16 protein-coding genes, 1 tRNA gene and 1 riboswitch are annotated in these 17,585 nt (G+C 63.7%); of the genes, 6 read left to right on the top strand and 11 right to left on the bottom strand.

The window, feature by feature from the left end; all coding sequences use genetic code 11:
- Nucleotides 1-2 precede the first annotated feature (2 nt).
- Nucleotides 3-1,646 (bottom strand): 3-(methylthio)propionyl-CoA ligase, encoded by a 1,644-nt coding sequence (locus tag CLU88_RS02580; protein ID WP_099655257.1) that lies wholly within the window; start codon nt 1,644-1,646, stop codon nt 3-5.
- 167 nt (nt 1,647-1,813) lie between these two features.
- Between CLU88_RS02580 and CLU88_RS02575 the strand changes: the two genes are divergently transcribed.
- The 5 genes from CLU88_RS02575 (at nt 1,814) to CLU88_RS02555 (ending at nt 5,459) form a co-directional block, all read left to right on the top strand.
- Nucleotides 1,814-3,304, top strand: a complete 1,491-nt coding sequence (locus tag CLU88_RS02575) for a YdiU family protein (protein WP_099655256.1) — start codon at nt 1,814-1,816, stop codon at nt 3,302-3,304.
- A complete protein-coding gene (msrB, locus tag CLU88_RS02570; RefSeq protein WP_099655255.1) occupies nt 3,301-3,714 on the top strand; it encodes a peptide-methionine (R)-S-oxide reductase MsrB in 414 nt (137 codons plus the stop codon). The genes CLU88_RS02575 and msrB overlap by 4 nt, the downstream gene beginning before the upstream one ends.
- Nucleotides 3,715-3,772: 58 nt before the next feature.
- A complete protein-coding gene (locus CLU88_RS02565) occupies nt 3,773-4,312 on the top strand; it encodes a septation protein A (protein WP_099655254.1) in 540 nt (179 codons plus the stop codon).
- 36 nt (nt 4,313-4,348) lie between these two features.
- Nucleotides 4,349-4,606 (top strand): BolA family transcriptional regulator, encoded by a 258-nt coding sequence (locus tag CLU88_RS02560; protein WP_099655253.1) that lies wholly within the window; start codon nt 4,349-4,351, stop codon nt 4,604-4,606.
- A gap of 67 nt (nt 4,607-4,673) precedes the next feature.
- The gene (locus CLU88_RS02555) at nt 4,674-5,459 is read left to right on the top strand and encodes a peptidylprolyl isomerase (RefSeq protein ID WP_099655252.1); all 786 of its coding nucleotides are present in this window, start codon (nt 4,674-4,676) and stop codon (nt 5,457-5,459) included.
- Between the two features lie 174 nt (nt 5,460-5,633).
- On the opposite strand, the gene CLU88_RS02550 is transcribed toward CLU88_RS02555, so the two are convergent.
- The 4 genes from CLU88_RS02550 to CLU88_RS02535 form a co-directional block, all read right to left on the bottom strand.
- Nucleotides 5,634-6,407 (bottom strand): heparan-alpha-glucosaminide N-acetyltransferase, encoded by a 774-nt coding sequence (locus CLU88_RS02550; protein ID WP_158235571.1) that lies wholly within the window; start codon nt 6,405-6,407, stop codon nt 5,634-5,636.
- 155 nt (nt 6,408-6,562) lie between these two features.
- Nucleotides 6,563-6,639, bottom strand: a tRNA-Pro gene (locus tag CLU88_RS02545).
- A 179-nt stretch (nt 6,640-6,818) separates the two neighbouring features.
- Nucleotides 6,819-7,073 carry a translation initiation factor IF-1 gene (gene infA, locus CLU88_RS02540; protein ID WP_099655250.1) on the bottom strand — a complete coding sequence of 85 codons (255 nt, stop codon included), beginning with the start codon at nt 7,071-7,073 and terminating at the stop codon, nt 6,819-6,821.
- 381 nt (nt 7,074-7,454) lie between these two features.
- Nucleotides 7,455-9,803, bottom strand: coding sequence for a putative Ig domain-containing protein (locus tag CLU88_RS02535; protein ID WP_233205353.1), 2,349 nt, complete (start codon nt 9,801-9,803; stop codon nt 7,455-7,457).
- 140 nt (nt 9,804-9,943) lie between these two features.
- A riboswitch (cyclic di-GMP riboswitch) is annotated at nt 9,944-10,031 on the bottom strand.
- 137 nt (nt 10,032-10,168) lie between these two features.
- Between CLU88_RS02535 and asd the strand changes: the two genes are divergently transcribed.
- Nucleotides 10,169-11,014 (top strand): archaetidylserine decarboxylase, encoded by an 846-nt coding sequence (gene asd / locus CLU88_RS02530; RefSeq protein ID WP_099658593.1) that lies wholly within the window; start codon nt 10,169-10,171, stop codon nt 11,012-11,014.
- Nucleotides 11,015-11,083: 69 nt separating this feature from the next.
- Here the strand turns inward: asd and CLU88_RS02525 are convergent, their stop codons facing one another.
- From CLU88_RS02525 to hutU, 6 genes are all read right to left on the bottom strand, one after another.
- Nucleotides 11,084-11,314, bottom strand: a complete 231-nt coding sequence (locus CLU88_RS02525; protein ID WP_369827583.1) for a hypothetical protein — start codon at nt 11,312-11,314, stop codon at nt 11,084-11,086.
- 218 nt (nt 11,315-11,532) lie between these two features.
- Nucleotides 11,533-12,336 carry an N-formylglutamate deformylase gene (gene hutG, locus CLU88_RS02520; RefSeq protein ID WP_099655248.1) on the bottom strand — a complete coding sequence of 268 codons (804 nt, stop codon included), beginning with the start codon at nt 12,334-12,336 and terminating at the stop codon, nt 11,533-11,535.
- 26 nt (nt 12,337-12,362) lie between these two features.
- Nucleotides 12,363-13,757 (bottom strand): formimidoylglutamate deiminase, encoded by a 1,395-nt coding sequence (locus CLU88_RS02515; protein WP_099655247.1) that lies wholly within the window; start codon nt 13,755-13,757, stop codon nt 12,363-12,365.
- A complete protein-coding gene (gene hutI / locus CLU88_RS02510; RefSeq protein ID WP_099655246.1) occupies nt 13,754-15,019 on the bottom strand; it encodes an imidazolonepropionase in 1,266 nt (421 codons plus the stop codon). Before hutI ends, CLU88_RS02515 begins: the two co-directional genes overlap by 4 nt.
- 71 nt (nt 15,020-15,090) lie before the next feature.
- Nucleotides 15,091-15,717: a HutD family protein gene (locus tag CLU88_RS02505; RefSeq protein ID WP_099658591.1), complete on the bottom strand. Its 627-nt coding sequence runs from the start codon at nt 15,715-15,717 to the stop codon at nt 15,091-15,093.
- Nucleotides 15,718-15,797: 80 nt separating this feature from the next.
- Nucleotides 15,798-17,555, bottom strand: coding sequence for a urocanate hydratase (hutU, locus tag CLU88_RS02500; RefSeq protein ID WP_099658590.1), 1,758 nt, complete (start codon nt 17,553-17,555; stop codon nt 15,798-15,800).
- Between the last annotated feature and the right edge of the window lie 30 nt (nt 17,556-17,585).

Raw genomic sequence — 17,585 nt, 5'->3', positions numbered from 1 at the left:
ACTCAAAGGCCCGGCAGCTTGTAGTCCTTGAGTTGCTCGCGCAGTTTGGTCTTGAGCATCTTGCCGGTGGCCCCAATCGGGATGGCATCGACAAACACCACGTCGTCCGGGATCTGCCACTTGGCGGTCTTGCCTTCATAGAAAGCCAGCAACTCTTCACGGCTGACTTCGGTGCCTGGGCGCTTGACCACGGCCACGATGGGGCGCTCGTCCCACTTGGGGTGGGGCATGCCCACGCACGCCGCCATCTGGATGGAAGGGTGCGCCATGGCGATGTTTTCAATGTCGATGGAACTGATCCATTCGCCGCCCGACTTGATAACGTCCTTGCTGCGGTCAGTGATCTGCATGAAACCATCGGCATCGATGGTGGCCACATCGCCCGTGGGGAACCAGCCCCGGCCCTGCGCATCTTTGACGAGCGGGTTACCGCCCTCGCCCTTGAAGTAGCTGCCCACGATCCAGGGGCCCTTAACCAGCAGGTCGCCATAGGTTTTGCCGTCCCAGGGCAGCTCTTCGCCATCGCCGCCCACGATCTTCATGTCCACGCCATAGATCGCGCGGCCCTGCTTTTGCACGATCTTCATCTGCTCATCCTTGGGCAGCGACAGGTGCTTGTTCTTCAAGGTGCACAGGGTGCCCAGCGGGCTCATCTCGGTCATGCCCCAGGCATGCAGCACCGTGACGCCGTACACCTCCTGGAAGGCCGTGATCATGGCGGGTGGGCAGGCCGAGCCCCCAATCACCGTGCGTTTGAGCGAGGAGAACCTGAGCCCTTCGGGCTTCATGTGCCCCAGCAGCATCTGCCACACGGTGGGCACGCCAGCAGCGTAGGTCACTTGCTCGGCTTCGATCAACTCGTACACCGATTTGCCGTCGAGTGCAGGCCCGGGGAACACCAGCTTGCAGCCCGTGAGCGCCGCCGAATACGGGATGCCCCAGGCATTGACGTGGAACATGGGCACCACGGGCAAAACGGCATCGCGGGCCGACATGCACATCACATCGGGCAGCGCCGCCGCGTAGGCATGCAGCGTGGTGGAGCGGTGGCTGTACAGCGCTGCCTTGGGGTTGCCCGTGGTGCCGCTGGTGTAGCACATGCTCGATGCCGAGTTTTCGTCGAACTCGGGCCAGGCGTAGTCGGTGCTGTGCTGGCCAATCCAGGCCTCGTAACTCACCAGGCCGGGCACGCCGGTGTCGGCGGGCAACTTGTCGGCATCACACAGTGCCACCCATTGCTTGACGGTGGGGCAGCGCGCGTGCACGGCCTGCACCAGGGGCAAAAAGCTCATGTCAAAGCACAACACCTGGTCCTCGGCGTGGTTCACGATCCAGGCGATCTGGTCGGGGTGCAGGCGGGGGTTGATGGTGTGCAGCACGCGGCCCGAGCCACTCACGCCAAAGTACATCTCCATGTGGCGGTAGCCGTTCCAGGCCAGGGTGGCCACCCGGTCGCTGAACTGCAGCTTCATGGCATCCAGTGCATTGGCCAGGCGGCGCGAGCGTGCCGCCAAATCACGGTAGGTGTAGCGGTGGATATCGCCTTCGACCCGGCGGGAGACGATTTCCGCGTCACCGTGGTGGCGCTCTGCAAACTCGATCAATGACGAAATGAGCAGCGGTTGGCTCTGCATCAGGCCCAGCATGTTGACTCCTAGGATGTTGTTGTGAACGAAACGGTCATCGTACTGCGCCGGGCAGGCGGTCGGTGTCGCAAAGGGCTCGTGAAATCCCTCATGGCGCACGCAAAGTCCACGGCACCAGCAAGGCCCCGGAAGCTGAGGGAATTAGCGTGCTGCGAGACAATGGCGCCATGAACCAGCCCACCCTAAACCCCCTTGCGCAGCCCTTGAACTTGCGCTGGCAAAGTGGCTTTAGCGCCCTGGGCAGCGACTTTTTTACCGAGCTGCGCCCCACCCCCTTGCCCAGCCCCCACTGGGTGGGCACCAGCGCCGATGTGGCACAACTGCTGGGGCTGTCTGCCCACTGGGCACAAACCGACGAAGCACTGCAGGCCTTCACCGGCAACCAATTGCTTGCAGGCTCGCAACCATTGGCCAGCGTTTACAGCGGGCACCAGTTTGGTGTGTGGGCCGGGCAACTGGGTGACGGCAGGGCCATCTTGCTGGGCGAAACCGCTGCTGGGTACGAAATACAGCTCAAAGGCGCAGGCCGCACGCCCTACTCCCGCATGGGCGACGGGCGGGCCGTGCTGCGCTCCAGCATCCGCGAATTTTTGTGCAGCGAGGCCATGCACGGCCTGGGCATCCCCACGTCCCGCGCACTGTGCATCACCGGCTCGCCTGCGTCGGTACGGCGCGAGGAAATCGAAACCGCCGCCGTTGTCACGCGGGTGGCACCCAGCTTTGTGCGCTTTGGCCACTTCGAGCACTTTGCGGCCAACGACCTGGAGCCACAGCTGCGCGCGCTGGCCGACTACGTCATCGACCGCTACCACCCCGAATGCCGAAGTACGGAAGCCACGAGCCCATGGGGTGGCAATGCCTATGCCGCACTGCTGCACAGCGTGAGCGAGCGCACGGCCCACTTGATGGCGCAGTGGCAGGCCGTGGGCTTTTGCCACGGGGTGATGAACACCGACAACATGAGCATCCTGGGCCTGACACTGGACTATGGGCCGTTTCAGTTTCTCGATGCCTTCGTGCCGGGCCACATCTGCAACCACAGTGACCACCACGGCCGCTACGCCTACAACCGCCAGCCCAACATCGCGTACTGGAACCTGTTTTGCCTGGCCCAGGCGCTGCTGCCGCTCATCGAAGAGCAAGACACGGCGCTGGCCGCGCTGGAGTCGTACAAGACGGTGTTCCCCAACGCCTTCATGGGGCAAATGCGCAAAAAGCTGGGGCTGACGCAAACCCGTGCGGAGGATGAAGCCCTGGTGGAAAACCTGCTGCAACTGCTGGCACGCAATGCGGTGGACTACACCATTTTTTGGCGGCGCTTGTCGCACGCGGTGGCGAATGGCCAGTACGAACCCGTGCGCGACCTGTTTGCCGACCGGCCCGCGTGGGATGCCTGGTTGCTATCATATTCAGAGCTTATGGCGCTTGATAATAAAGCGCTAGCGGGTGATTTGATGCTCAAATCCAACCCCAAGTACGTGCTGCGCAACCACCTGGGCGAACAAGCCATCCGCGCCGCCAAGGCGGGGGATTTTTCAGAACTGGCCACGTTGCAGCGCCTGCTGGAGCAGCCCTTTGAAGAACACCCGGGCCACGAGGCCTATGCCGACTTCCCGCCCGACTGGGCTTCTTCCATTTCCATCAGTTGCTCATCATGACCTTTCCCATCCAGAAGACCGACGCCGAATGGCAAGAGATCCTGCGCGACAAAGGTGCTGAACCCGTCGCCCTGCAAGTCACCCGCCACGCGGCCACCGAGCGCCCTTTCACCGGCAAATACGAAGCCCACTGGGCCGACGGCAGCTACCACTGCATTTGCTGCGGGGCCAAACTGTTTGAGTCGCTCACCAAGTTCGACGCCGGGTGCGGCTGGCCCAGCTTCTCTGAAGCTATCCCTGGAACCATCCACGAAATCGTGGACCGCAGCCACGGCATGGTGCGCACCGAGACAGTGTGTGCACAATGCGGGGCCCACCTGGGCCATGTCTTTGAGGACGGCCCCGCACCCACCGGGCTGCGCTACTGTATGAACTCTGCGTCACTCGACTTTGAACCCGACGCCCCTTGAACCGCTCAACCGCTGAACTGCTGCTTGAACCGCCGTGCCAGCACGCTGGCCTCGCCTTATGAAAATATTGATTGATTTCTTCCCCATCCTGCTGTTCTTCGGCGCATACAAGTTCTTCAACATTTATGTGGCCACCGGGGTGCTGATGGCCGCTACCGTGGCGCAGATGGGCCTGATCTACGCCATCGACCGCAGGCTGCAGACCATGCACAAGATCACGCTGGTGCTGATCGTGGTGTTCGGCACGCTCACGCTGGTGCTGCAGGACGACCGCTTCATCAAATGGAAGCCAACGGTGCTGTACGGCGCGATGGCCGTGGCGCTGGCAGTTGCCGTGTGGGTGATGAAGAAGAATATCTTGCACATGCTGCTGGGCGGCCAGTTGAGCCTGCCCGATGCGGTATGGATGCGACTGAACCAGGCCTGGATCGTGTATTGCGCCTTCATGTCGGCGGTGAACGCCTACGTGGTGATGAACTTCAGCACCGAGTTCTGGGTGGACTTCAAGCTCTGGGGCTACGCCTTCCCTCTGGTCTTCCTGGTGGGTCAGGGCCTTTACATCGCCCCCCACATCAAGGGTGATGAGCCCACGCAGTAACCCCAGTTTGTCCGCCGCCCCACCCTTTTGCAGACCATGACCCTTGCAGACCAAATGCACCACCAGTTGGCGCAACAACTGAGCACCACCGCCCTGGAGGTACTGGACGAAAGCGCCGCCCACGCAGGGCATTCGGGCTCCAACGGCACCGACTTTGGCACCCACTTTCGGGTGCGCATAGCGTCACCTTTGTTTACAGGCAAGTCACGGGTGGCACAGCACCGCCTTGTGTATGATGCGCTGCAAGAATTTATTGACCAGGGCGTTCACGCACTCGCCATTGAAATTCTCTGAGCCGGCCCCAGTTTCCTCACTTGCCGGTTTTCAGCCAGCAAACACCTTCTCATTTTTTGGATCTCGCATGAAGAAACAGCTCCTGTCCGGCCTCGTGGCCGCTGCCGTGCTGGGCACGATGGCCCTGCCCGTTTCCGCCCAGAACATTGCCATCGTCAACGGCAAGGCCGTGCCCAAAGAGCGTGCAGAAGTGCTGCGCCAGCAAGTGGAGCGTTCAGGCCGTCCTGTGACGCCTGAAGTGGAAGGCCAAATCAAGGAAGAAGTGGTCGCCCGCGAAATCTTCTTGCAAGAAGCCCAAAAGCGCGGCTTGGACGGCTCCGGAGACTTCAAGGCCCAGATGGAACTGGCCCGCCAGACCATCCTGATCCGCGAACTGTTCGCCGATTACCAAAAGACCAACCCTGTGACCGACGCTGAAATCCAGGCCGAGTACGACAAGTTCGTGGCAGCCAACAGCGGCAAGGAATACAAGGCCAGCCACATCCTGGTGGAAAAAGAAGCCGACGCCAAGGCCATCATTGCCGCCTTGAAGAAGGGTGCCAAGTTTGAAGACCTGGCCAAGAAGCAATCCAAGGACCCCGGCTCTGCAGCCAAGGGCGGTGACCTGGACTGGGCCAACCCTTCCAGCTACGTGAACGAATTCACTGAAGCGCTGCTGAAGCTCGAAAAGGGCAAGACCACAGACGCCCCCGTGAAGAGCCAATTCGGCTGGCACGTGATCCGCCTGGTGGATGTTCGCCAAGCCGAACTCCCCAAGCTGGAAGAAGTGAAGCCTCAAGTGGCCCAGCAACTTCAACAGCAAAAGCTGGTGAAGTTCCAGGAAGACCTGCGCGCCAAGGCCAAGGTCGAGTAAGCACCCGAAAGCGTCCTGCTTGGGCGCTTCAGCATCAAACGCGGCCCAGGCCGCGTTTTTTTATGCCTGGGCCCCGCCTACAAGTCACCACCTGCAGGCCAACGTGATGCACTGCAATCAACTCTTGGGCGGCCTCGCTGCGCTCATCGCGCCCACTGCATAGCCGCATTCACCTCAGCGTTTGGCCAGCCACAGGAAAGCCATCAAACCACCCATTAGCACAGGCTGGTGCAGCAGGTAGTAGCTGAGGCTCCAACGCCCCAGCACTGCGGGGCCTTTTAAAAGGCCAGGCAAGGGCCGCTGCAACCAGTGAGGCCTGTTAAACAGCAACCACTGGCCCGCCGCCATGCCCCACCACATGACACCCAGCCACGGAAACACGGGCACATAGTCTTGCGTGAAGGGCTTGCGGCTCACCCAGCCCAGCCAATTCAACGCAGGGGCATTGAACCAGGGCGCCAAGGCCTCAGCACCGTGGGTAAACACATAGACGGCCAGAGGCGGCAGACACAGCGCCGCGCCGCCCGCCCACCACAGCCAACGACCCCAGCCGGCGCTCCAGCGCACAACGCACAACATGACCGCCATGCCATGCAACACGCCAAAGTAAATGAAGCTTTGGGGAAACATGGCGTACGAAGCCAAGCTCACCAGCGCAGCCCCCCCCGCAATCTGCAGCCAACGCCACCCAAACCGGGTCCAACTCTGCCCCTGCTGCACGGCAATGGACTGCGAAAGCCCAGCGCAAAACAAAAACAAACTCACGATGGCTGTGCGCTGCGTCGTCCACACCGGGTCGATGCGAAAGTTCTGCGCCCACAAACCAAAGTGCGCCAAGTCGAAGCAGAAGTGAAACAGCGTCATCCACACCATGGCACAGCCCCGAAGGGCATCGACCAACGCATAACGCGGTGTGGGAGGGGGCGAATCGGCAGAACTCAAGGGCATGACAGCACGGGAAGAGGCGCAGAAGCAGAGCACACGATAGTGCCAGATCAGCGAGCCCAAAAGCCGCAGCCCCATGAGGCAAAGCAGATACACACCGCAAAGCCCGCCAGAATGCAAAAAGGGTCTGCAACTATTGTTGCAGACCCTTAAAACAATGGTCGGAGCGGCGGGATTCGAACTCGCGACCCTCTGCTCCCAAAGCAGATGCGCTACCAGGCTGCGCTACGCTCCGACAGCTCGTATTCTAACCCGGTTTTTCCGGGCTTCTGACCAAACAAGCAAATTTTTAAAAACTTTAAAAACCTGCTGTGCCTACGAGAGGTCAGCCAGATTGCCACCAAGGCAACAATCTGAAGAGATAAAAATTATAACTTTGAAAAATGGGCCGTTTTCCCCAGCCCATTGAAAATTTTAACGATTGCCGCCAGAAGGGCCTGGGCCACGTCCAGCCAAGTGGCGGAAAGTGATACGGCCCTTGCTCAGGTCGTAGGGCGACATTTCCAACGACACCTTGTCACCCGCCAGAATGCGGATGTGGTGCTTGCGCATCTTGCCGCCGGTGTAGGCGATCAGTTGGTGACCGTTGTCCAGGGTGACGCGAAAGCGCGAGTCAGGCAGGACTTCGGTGACGGAGCCTTGCATTTCAATGAGTTCTTCTTTGGCCATGTTTTTCTATCTCGTGATCTTAAAAACAAAATTCTGTGGTTTGCGCGCTGCACATGCGGGCATCTGCCAACGCGGCCCCTGAAGACAGATCTTCAAGGATCTCTGGGCACGGTGCTTTGCGGGCGGGGGAGTCGCTGCACCCGGGGCGCAGATCAGAAAGAAAAGAGGCCTGGATGAGACGGCTTCAATGAACAGGCGAGGCGCTGTGCATGAGCCTGTCAATTGTAGCGCGATGTGGGTATCTTGCCTATGGACGTTGCCGCATGCACCCGGCCCTGTCGCCCACACCGAACAAACTGCGCCAAAGCAAAGCGGCACAGAGCGTGTTCAACGCCACTGTGCCGCGCCAGTTCCAGCCCTCCCGGGCCAACCCTGATCAACTCATTTGGCGCTGACCGTGATCGGCGCCAAGGCCTGCGTGGTGCGGCCTGCAGAATCCTTGGCCACCACCGTGAGCTGGTAGCTGCCAGCCACAGGTGCAGCCCACAGTGCAGTGATGGTGGTGCCGCTGAGCGAGAAACCCATGCCCCAAGGAACACCCGAGATGGACACAGAGAACGAGGTGCCTGCGGGTGCCGAAATGGCGATGGAGCCTGTCAACGGCTTGCCCACCACCCCAACCATGGCCGGCGCCGTAATGGTCAAGCCCCCTGAGGTGATTTGCACAGTGTAGGTTCCCTTGCCAGACAGCCCGGTCTTGGTGTCCTTGGCCGTTACGACCACCGAGTAGTTCCCCAGCACAGGCGAGCCCCACGTCACAACGCCCGTAGTGGCGTTGATTGCCATGCCAGAAGGCGCCCCAGCCAGGGTGTAAGCCATGGGATTGGACGAAGGCACCGTCGCATTGAAGGACAGGGCGACGCCGACCTTGCCTGCCACCGTACCACCGGCGACCACAGGCGCACTGGGAGGCGCGGCAACCACGACGGTGTACACGCCCTGCCCGCTCAGCCCGGTCTTGGTGTCACGGGCTGTGACGGTGACGGCATAGGAGCCAGCCACTGGCGCGGCCCAGGTCACCACACCGGTAGAACCGATGGCCATGCCGGAGGGCGCGCCTGTCAGGGCATAGGTTACGGGGTTCGGTGCGGTGACCGACACGGTGAACGACAGCGCTGTATTCGCCTGACCATTGATGGTGGCGGATGTCACCGAGGGCGGCACGGCCGGGGCTGACGCACCGGACAGCAAGTTGACGAGGTTGGTGGCATTGGGTGTACCCAGGCCGGTCAGCTGGTCATAGCCCACCCGAGCCGAGCAAGTGCCGCAAGTGCCATGCGACCCCAGCGTGATATCGGCAAAGCCACTGGCATAGTTGCCCGGCACCGCGCCGACTTGTCCGTACAAAGTGGTGTGCGCAGCACCCAGCACAGGCTTGGCTGCCTGCACGCGTGCGGCATTGGCCACCGCCACCAGCCCTGCCCACATGGGCGAGGAGAGGCTGGTGCCGCCAGCGCTCAGCCACTGCACGGTCGAGCTGCCAGGAGACAACACCGCCAAGTAGTGACCCGTGGCAGGGTCCGCGTTCATGGCCACATCGGCCACGGTGCGGCGCACCGCCGAGCCCACGCCTGGCAAACCCGATTTTTGGTAGGTGGGCGTGGCCACATAGGCGCTGATCCCACCGCCGGTGCCCGACCAGCTCACTTCAGACCGAGAGCCTGTGCCGCTGTAGGTCAGCGTGGTACCGCCCACACCCAGAACGTTGGCCGATGCGGAAGGCCACATCACACCCGCACCCCAATCCCCCGTGGCGGCCAGGTACGTCATGTTGGCGGTAGAGAACGCAGAGTCCAAGGTCGAAGTCCAGGCGCCCTCCGCCGCACCGAAGCTCATCGACACCACCCCCGGCCCCATCGCATTGGCCAGGCGGATCGCAGATGTCAGGTTGTTCACGGACGCATCAGGCGCCTCGACCAGAACGATGCGGGCGAAGGGGGCAATGGCGTGCGACCACTGCACATCCAGCGCAATTTCCGTGGCCCAACCCGAATCGTAGGCAGGCGCCGTGGCGGAGAGCGTGCCCGTGGCGCTGCTGTAGGCCACCACCAGCTCACAACCCGACGTAGAGGCTGCAGGCAGTGGCAATGCTGTGCTGGCGGCCAAGGTGCGGGTGGTGCAGGTGGGCAGGCCAAACTTTTGATTGAAAGCGGCCAACTCGGCTGCCGCATTGGGGTTGTGCTTGGCAGCCACGATGTAGATGGTTTGCCCCGCCCCCAGTTGCGCAGCCTGGACGGCCGTGGGCTGGGTTCCTACCGCAGGCAATGCCGGGAAACCATAGGCGGCACGCACCTGGGCCACCGTGTAGGTGGTGACCGCTGAGCCCGCCAGTGGTGTGGCCTGCTCACCGTCGGCAGACGATGGCGCGGCCTGCATCCCTTTGGTACGAACAGCCTCCAGCGTGTCCAGCGTCAGGCGTTTGGTCGAGAGCGCCGCAAGGCCCGAGGGCACCGCTTGCGATTTGGGGGTTTGCGTAGCAGACGCATTGGCGTTGAGGACGTCCGAGTCATCCGGCGGCGTCAACACCACAGGGGCGACGTGGAACGTGGGCTGGGCGATGAGCGCGCCAGCATCGCTGGACAGTTCATCGGCCTGCAGCGCCAGGGTGGTCGTGGCTGTGGCCACTTCGGCTTGGGCCAGGGCTTGCGAGGCCTGGTCTTCGCTGCCGCCACCGCAGGCACCCAGTGCAGCCAACAAAACGCCAGAAACAGCCCATTGCGTTTTGCGCATGGAAGACCGGCGGTCACTCGAAATCAAAACTGAGCGCATGTATCACCCCTCAAAGGACAGTGTGGATACAAGGCACCGCAGCCCGCCGCAAAGCAGGCGATACAACACGGCACAGGCCCCATTCCGAGCGCACTTGCTGTATTGGCAACCCCGCTATCGTGCCCATCGCTGGGTTTAGACCGGTGGCTTTGCGACCCCGTCTTTCGAACGGGTGTGCCTTGAATGATTCAAATGTAATTAGTTGTTTCAATTGCGTCAATAGCATTTGCATCATTTCCATCAAATGCAAATGAATGCCATTTAGCGCACCGCCCGGTGAACAGGCCCTAGAATGCGCCGCACCACCTGCTGTGAAGGAAGTGCTCTTGTCCGATCGCCTCGCCGTTCTGCCCCAATACCTCTTGCCCAAGCAAGCCTTGACCTCCACCGCTGGGCGCTTGGCCCGGGCCCGGGCGGGCCGCTGGACGACGATGGCCATTGAGCGCTTCATCGCGCGCTACAACGTGAACATGTCCGAGGCAGAGAACCCGGACCCGGCCGCCTACGCCACGTTCAACGATTTCTTCACCCGCGCGCTGAAACCGGGTGCCAGGCCGCAAGCCAGTGCCACCTGGATTTGCCCCGTGGACGGGGCCATCAGCCAATTTGGCCGTATCGAGCGCGATCAGGTCTTCCAGGCCAAGGGGCATTCGTACTCCACCACCGCGTTGGTGGGGGGCGATGCGGCCCGCGCAGCAGTGTTTGACGATGGCCACTTCGCCACGCTGTACCTCAGCCCACGCGACTACCACCGCATTCACATGCCCTGTGCGGGCCAGCTCACACACATGGTGCACGCCCCTGGTGACCTCTTCTCAGTCAACCCCACAACGGCCCGGGGCGTGCCTGGGCTGTTTGCGCGCAACGAGCGCGTGGTGTGCTTTTTTGAGTCAGACCTGGGGCCGTTTGTGATGGTGCTGGTGGGCGCCACCATTGTGGGCAGCATGGCCACCGTGTGGCATGGCTTGGTGAACCCGCCTCGCACGGGCCAATTGCGCCAGTGGGACTATGCCCCTGGCCAGGTGAGCCTGCAGCAAGGGCAGGAAATGGGGCGCTTTTTGCTGGGGTCCACCGTGGTGATGCTGTTCCCCAAAGGGGCCATGCAGTTCAACCCGCAATGGGCGCCTGCACGTCCCATCCGGCTGGGCGAAACCATGGCACAACGCGGGTAACCCGACACGGATTACGCCACAAAGCAAAACAGGCGCGATAGCGCCTGTTTACCGCCTTACATCCCCGCGTCAGTATTTGTCTGGCCTGCGGGTGAGCTGAAAAGCCGTGGGTTCCAGCTTGAGAGATTCGGGGTGCACCGGGTTTTCATGGCCCTCCAGATAGACCATCATCGCGTAGCGCCGCACCACCACGTGGCTCACGGTTTCGTGGCGCGACCCGAGCATGACAGGCGCACCCGGCCTGAACAAAGGCATGTAGTAATAAGCCGCATCGCGCATGGTGTGCGGCTCCTTCCGCATGGGTGGTGTAACCACCCCGCCCTCCAGTGCAGAGGGCTGTGTGGGAGCATCGTAGCACCACCCACCCAGTAAAAGCCCGAATCCAGGGGCGAATCTTGCCCAAGATCAAGCACCCCGGTCTTCCCAGTCGCCCGCTGCGGTGCAGAACCGGTTCAAAGTGCCGTGCAATGAAGCCCGCCTGGCACAGCCCCTAAGAACCTGTTCAAAGCCCCGACGCCTCACCGCACAAAATCCAAGGCAGCAGCCAGCATGCGCTGCAGATGCGGCTGCACCTGCACAGCACGCTCTGGCAGGTAGTCAAACGGCAGGCATTCCTGCATGTAGCTGCACTGCGTCATCTCCAGTTGCACGGCATGCACGCCCTGCCCTGGCTGGCCGTAGTGGCGGGTGATGTGCCCCCCTTTGAAGCGGCCATTGAGCACGGCGGTGTAGCCTGGGGCGGCTTCAGCAATCTGCAGCAGCTCTTGTGCCAGCGCCGGGTCACAGCTTTCACCATGGGCCGTGCCCAGGTTCAGGTCGGGCAGCTTGCCCTCAAAAAAGCGCGGCAATACCGAGCGAATAGAGTGCGCATCCCACAGCACGGCCACGCCATGCTGGGCACGGATGCGGTCCAGCGCGGCGCGCAATTGCGCATGGTAGGGCGTCCAGACGGCATCGCGGCGGGCAGCGATCTCTGCCTCTTGCGGCACATCGCCTGCGGCATAGATGGGGGTGTCGTCAAACGTATCGACCGGGCACAGGCCCGTAACGCTTTGGCCTGGGTAGAGGCTCGCGCCATCGGGCGGGCGGTTCAGGTCCACCACGTAGCGCGAATGCGTGGCCACGAGGATAGACGCACCCATGTCTTTGGCGAAGGCATACAGGCGCTCCATGTGCCAGTCGGTGTCTGGCACCTGGCGGGCCTCGTCGGTAAAACGCGCGGCCAGTTCGGGTGGCACATAGGTGCCAGCGTGCGGCATAGACACCAGCAAGGGCTGCGTGCCCTGGTGAAAAACGAACGGTGGGGGGGCGATAGCGGTCATGGAGATCGGATCAGAAAGGTTCAGGGTCAGTCGGGTGCAATGGTGCTGGCGCGTGCGGAGGCAAAAGCGCTGGCGGCTCGGTCATGCAGCGCATGGCGGCCCTGGGTCACACGGCGTGCACCGCCCACCCACACACTGTCGATGGCCGAAGTGCGGTGGCTGGCAAACACATGGGCCGACAGCATGGCGGGCGCGGGCAGGCCGCGCAGGGCCACATGCTGGGCATCGAGCACGACCCAGTCGGCCGACTGCCCCACAGCAATGCCCGCTGCTGCACCAGGCACCCTGCGGCCCGATGCCTGCGCCCCGCCCTGCACGGCCTGCAAGGTCATGGCGGTGGCCACCTCCGGCTGGCTGCTGTGGGCCAACACGTTGCGCTGGCGGCGCGACAGGCGCTGGCCATATTCCAGCATCAGCAGTTCTTCGGCCGCGTTCACGCAGGCGTGGCTGTCCGAGCCCACGCCCCAGCGGCCGTCGTGCTGCAGCCACAAGGGCATGTCGAAAATGCCATCGCCCAGGTTGGCCTCCGTCGTCGGGCAAATGCCTGCCACGGCGCCCGTTGCGGCGGCGCCAGCGTACTCGGCGGGCGTCATGTGCGTGGCGTGCACCAGGCACCAGCGCTCATCCACCGGCGCGTGCTCCAGCAGCCACTGCACGGGGCGCTGGCCGCTCCAGGCGATGCAGTCATCCACCTCCTGCGTCTGCTCGGCAATGTGGATGTGAATGGGCGCCTGGGAGTTCAGCGCCGTGAGGCCCTGCACGGCAGCTGTCAGGCTGTCTGGCGGCACGGCGCGCAGCGAATGCGGGGCCAGGCCCAAAACAGCCCCTTGCGCTTGTGCAGCGGGCGCCAGGCGCTCCAATAATGAGAGCATGTTGTCAGTGCTGCGAATGAACCGGGCCTGGTCCGCCCGGGGCGGCTTGGCGCCAAAGCCGCTGCTCTGGTACAGCACGGGCAGCAGCGTGATGGCGATGCCCGCCGTGTCCGCGGCGCGCAGCAGGGCCAGCGACAGCGTGGCGTCGTCCGCGTAAGGGCGGCCGTCGGTGTCGTGGTGCACGTAATGGAATTCGCACACCGAGGTGTAGCCCGCCTCCAGCATCTCGATGTACAGCCAGGTGGCAATGGCCTCCAGCGCCTGTGGCGTGATGCGCTGGGCAAAGCGGTACATGAGGTTGCGCCAGCTCCAGAAGCTGTCCTCCGCCTGGCCCCGGTATTCGGTCAACCCCGCAAAGGCGCGCTGGAAGGCGTGCGAGTGCAAGTTGGGCATGCCAGGGATCACCGGGCCCGGTGCCATGGCAGCCCCTTCAGGGCGCTGCATGTTGGGCGTGACGGCGGTGATGCGCCCTGCCCCGTCCCACGCGATGAGCACGTCGCGCGCCCAGCCGGTGGGCAGCAGCGCGTCGGCAGCAAAGATCTGGTTCATGCCTGGGCTCCGTGAATGCGCCCTTGCCGCACGATGGTGCAGGCGGGCTGGTGGCCAAACCAGTAGGCCAGCTCGGCCGCGTCGGCCAGCGGCCACAGTACAAAATTGGCCGGCCGCCCGGAGGCGATCAAGCCATGCGTTGCCTGCAAACCCAGCGCCTTGGCTGCGTGGGTGGTGATGCCCGCCAACGCCTCAGGCACCGTCAGCCGAAACAGCGTGCAGGCCATGTTGGCCATGAGCAGCAGGCTGAGGGCTGGCGACGTACCGGGGTTGTGGTCGGTCGATACGGCCATCGGCACCCCCGCATCGCGCAGCGCCTGGATGGGCGGCAGGTGTGTGTCGCGCAGCGTGTAGTAAGCGCCGGGCAGCAGCACAGCCACCGTGCCAGCGGCTTGCATGGCGGCGATGCCTGCTTGCGACAGGTGCTCAATGTGATCGCAAGACAGCGCGCCATAACGTGCCGCCAGCGCCGCGCCGCCCATGTCCGAGAGCTGCTCGGCATGCAGCTTGACGGGGATGCCCAGCTTTTGAGCGGCCTGGAAGACCTGCTCGGTCTCGGCCAGCGTGAAGGCGATGCGTTCGCAGAACACATCCACCGCATCCACCAGGCCTTCGGCCACCAGCGCAGGCAGCATCTCTTGGCAAACCACATCGATGTAGTCCTGGCTACGCCCTGCGTATTCGGGCGGCAAGGCGTGTGCGCCCAGAAAGGTGGTGCACACCGTCACGCCAAAGGCCTCGCCCAAACGGCGCGCCACGCGCAGTTGCTTGCGCTCATGTTCCAGTGCCAGGCCGTAGCCGGATTTGATCTCGATAGCGCACACGCCCTCAGCCAGCAGGGATTGCAGGCGTGGGACGGCCTGGGCGAAGAGTTCATCTTCCGAGGCCTCGCGCGTGGCCTTGACGGACGAGACAATGCCGCCGCCCGCCTTGGCCACCTCTTCGTACGTGGCGCCTGCCAGGCGCATGGCGAACTCGTTGGCGCGCTGGCCGCCGTAGACTAGGTGGGTGTGGCAATCGACCAAGCCCGGCGTGACCAACGCATCCGCGCCTTGCCTGCGCGCCAGGTGCAGCCAAGCGGGGGGCACTGCGGCATCGGGCCCCACCCACTGGATCTGCCCCTGCTGCACCACGATGCTGGCGCGCGCGCCGGGTGGCACAGGCACATCGGGCTGCACCAGCCCCGGCACCGGCAGCAGGCCGTGCCAGATGCCATCGGCGCTGGGGCCAGGACCGGATGGGGAAGGAATGCAATCACGCATGGCGCTCAGCCCTTTACTACATTATTGATAGCTGCCAGCGCTTATTAGATAAGTGCTAGAGGCCAATTTGACTACAAATGCACTGGCACCACATCGACCCACACCAGTGCGGGCCGCACATCGGGTGCAAACGGATGGGGGTTGGCCGCTTCGGGCGACAGCGGCTGCAAGGGCTGCAGCACCCGTGCGCCCATGGCCTCGGGCCACCACAGTCCCTGGCCAGGCTGCAGCACGCGCGCCGCATCGCCGCCCAACACCGCCCACTGGCCCTGCAGCACCATGCACAGCCCGGCCCCTGTGGCGCCTACGGTGCCCGTGTCGTGCAGCATCTGCATGTGACCTTGCCACTGGCCCCGGCGCAGCATCAGGTTGAAGTCGGTCGATGGCCCGCCGATCAGGCGGCTGTTAAGCGGCTGCTCGCCCGCAAAGCTCCAGGGCTGCCAGCGCTGCTGCAGCGTGTGGCACAGCTCGGCTTGCTCGCCATGCAGCGTCACGCCATCGCCGTCGAGCAGCATGATCTGCCGATCGACCCCCGCGAACGCCGAAAACGGCCCAGCGGCCGCAATGCGGGCCACACTCATGCGCCAGCCAAAGGCATCGGTGCCCGCGCCAGGCGGCCAGCACACCAGCTCGCGGGTGCTGCCGCCGCCGTTCTTCCACGGGGTGGCAGGCACCGTGCGCAGATCAAACCAGTGCACGGCCTCGCCCTGCGCTGCAGCCGCACCAGATTCAGCAGGCGCAGGCTGCGGCGTGGCCTCCACAACAGCGGCGGCGGGCATCACCGCGCTCCTGAAGCACCTGGGACCATGGGCAGCTTCAGGCCCTGCTTCTTCGCCGTTTCCACCGCCAGTTCGTAGCCCGCGTCGGCATGGCGCATCACGCCACTGCCGCAGTCGTTGACCAGCACATTGGCCAGCCGTGCAGCCGCTGCGTCAGTGCCATCGGCCACGATGACCATGCCCGAGTGCTGCGAGTAGCCCATGCCCACGCCGCCGCCGTGGTGCAGGCTGACCCAGGTGGCGCCACCCGAGGTGTTGAGCAGCGCGTTGAGCAGCGGCCAGTCGCTCACGGCGTCGGTGCCGTCGCGCATGCCTTCGGTCTCGCGGTTGGGGCTGGCCACGCTGCCGGTGTCCAGGTGGTCGCGGCCGATGACGATGGGGGCCTTCAGCTCGCCGTTCTTCACCATCTCGTTGAAGGCCAGGCCCGCGATGTGGCGCTCGCCCAGGCCCAGCCAGCAGATGCGTGCGGGCAGGCCCTGGAACGCGATGCGCTCGCCGGCCATGTCGAGCCAGCGGTGCACGTGTTTGTTCTCGGGGAACAGCTCCTTGATCTTGGCGTCGGTCTTGCGGATGTCTTCGGGGTCGCCCGACAGGGCCACCCAGCGGAACGGGCCCTTGCCTTCGCAGAACAGCGGGCGGATGTACGCGGGGACGAAGCCGGGGAAGTCGAACGCGTTGGCCACGCCTTCGTCGAATGCCACCTGGCGGATGTTGTTGCCGTAGTCCACCGTGGGGATACCCATCGATTGGAAGTCGAGCATGGCCTGCACATGCACGGCGCAGGACTTGGCGGCGGCTTTCTTCAGCATCTCGTGCTGCATCACGTCCTGCTGCGCGGCGCGCCACTGTGCCACCGTCCAACCTGCGGGCAGGTAGCCGTTGACGAGGTCGTGGGCCGAGGTCTGGTCGGTGACCAGGTCGGGCTTCAAGCCGCCGGCCTTGGCGCGTTTGACCAGCTCGGGCAGCACGTCGGCGGCGTTGCCCAGCAGGGCGATGGAGATGGCCTCTTTGGCCGCCGTGTGCTGCTGGATGAGCTCGAACGCATGATCGATGTCGCGCGCTTGCTTGTCCACGTAGCGTGTGCGCAGGCGAAAGTCGATGCTGCTTTGCTGGCATTCGATGTTGAGCGACACCGCGCCCGCGAACGTGGCCGCCAGCGGCTGCGCGCCGCCCATGCCGCCCAGGCCCGCGGTCAAAATCCACTTGCCTTCGAGCGAGCCGCCGTAGTGCTTGCGGCCCGCCTCGGCAAAGGTCTCGTACGTGCCCTGCACGATGCCTTGCGTGCCAATGTAGATCCAGCTGCCGGCGGTCATCTGGCCGTACATGAACAGGCCCTTCTGGTCCAGTTCGCTGAAGTGCTCCCAGTTGGCCCACTTGGGCACCAGGTTGGAATTGGCCAGCAGCACGCGGGGCGCGTTGGCGTGGGTCTTGAAGACGCCCACGGGCTTGCCGGACTGGATGAGCAGGGTTTCGTCGTCGTTCAGCTCCTTGAGCGAGGCGAGGATCTGGTCATAGCACTCCCAGTTGCGCGCGGCGCGGCCGATGCCGCCGTACACCACCAGGTCCTGCGGGCGCTCGGCCACTTCGGAGTCCAGGTTGTTCTGGATCATGCGGTAGGCCGCCTCGGTGAGCCAGCTCTTGCAGGTGAGCTGGTTGCCGCGCGGCGCGCGGATCACGCGGCTGGCGTCGTGACGGGGGTCGGTGCTAGTGGTGGTGGAAGAAGCTGCGGCGGCAAGGATGGCGTCGTTGGCGTTCATGGTGGGCTCCTGGGGTATGTGGCTAGAAGG

It is taken from the genome of Acidovorax sp. 56 (genome assembly GCF_002749705.1).
Lineage (GTDB): Bacteria > Pseudomonadota > Gammaproteobacteria > Burkholderiales > Burkholderiaceae_C > Acidovorax.
The sequence above is the reverse complement of the archived record's forward strand: the minus strand, read 5'-3'. Positions and strand labels throughout refer to the sequence as shown.

Coding starts and splice junctions, on each gene's coding strand:
- msrB (WP_099655255.1), top strand. CDS start 3,301: ATGACCTTTCCCATCCAGAAGACCGACGCCGAATGGCAAGAGATCCTG.
- CLU88_RS02550 (WP_158235571.1), bottom strand. CDS start 6,407: ATGCCCTTGAGTTCTGCCGATTCGCCCCCTCCCACACCGCGTTATGCG.
- CLU88_RS02565 (WP_099655254.1), top strand. CDS start 3,773: ATGAAAATATTGATTGATTTCTTCCCCATCCTGCTGTTCTTCGGCGCA.
- hutG (WP_099655248.1), bottom strand. CDS start 12,336: ATGACCGCTATCGCCCCCCCACCGTTCGTTTTTCACCAGGGCACGCAG.
- infA (WP_099655250.1), bottom strand. CDS start 7,073: ATGGCCAAAGAAGAACTCATTGAAATGCAAGGCTCCGTCACCGAAGTC.
- hutU (WP_099658590.1), bottom strand. CDS start 17,555: ATGAACGCCAACGACGCCATCCTTGCCGCCGCAGCTTCTTCCACCACC.
- CLU88_RS02560 (WP_099655253.1), top strand. CDS start 4,349: ATGACCCTTGCAGACCAAATGCACCACCAGTTGGCGCAACAACTGAGC.
- CLU88_RS02525 (WP_369827583.1), bottom strand. CDS start 11,314: ATGCGGAAGGAGCCGCACACCATGCGCGATGCGGCTTATTACTACATG.
- CLU88_RS02555 (WP_099655252.1), top strand. CDS start 4,674: ATGAAGAAACAGCTCCTGTCCGGCCTCGTGGCCGCTGCCGTGCTGGGC.
- CLU88_RS02535 (WP_233205353.1), bottom strand. CDS start 9,803: ATGCGCAAAACGCAATGGGCTGTTTCTGGCGTTTTGTTGGCTGCACTG.
- CLU88_RS02515 (WP_099655247.1), bottom strand. CDS start 13,757: ATGAACCAGATCTTTGCTGCCGACGCGCTGCTGCCCACCGGCTGGGCG.
- CLU88_RS02575 (WP_099655256.1), top strand. CDS start 1,814: ATGAACCAGCCCACCCTAAACCCCCTTGCGCAGCCCTTGAACTTGCGC.
- CLU88_RS02580 (WP_099655257.1), bottom strand. CDS start 1,646: ATGCTGGGCCTGATGCAGAGCCAACCGCTGCTCATTTCGTCATTGATC.
- hutI (WP_099655246.1), bottom strand. CDS start 15,019: ATGCGTGATTGCATTCCTTCCCCATCCGGTCCTGGCCCCAGCGCCGAT.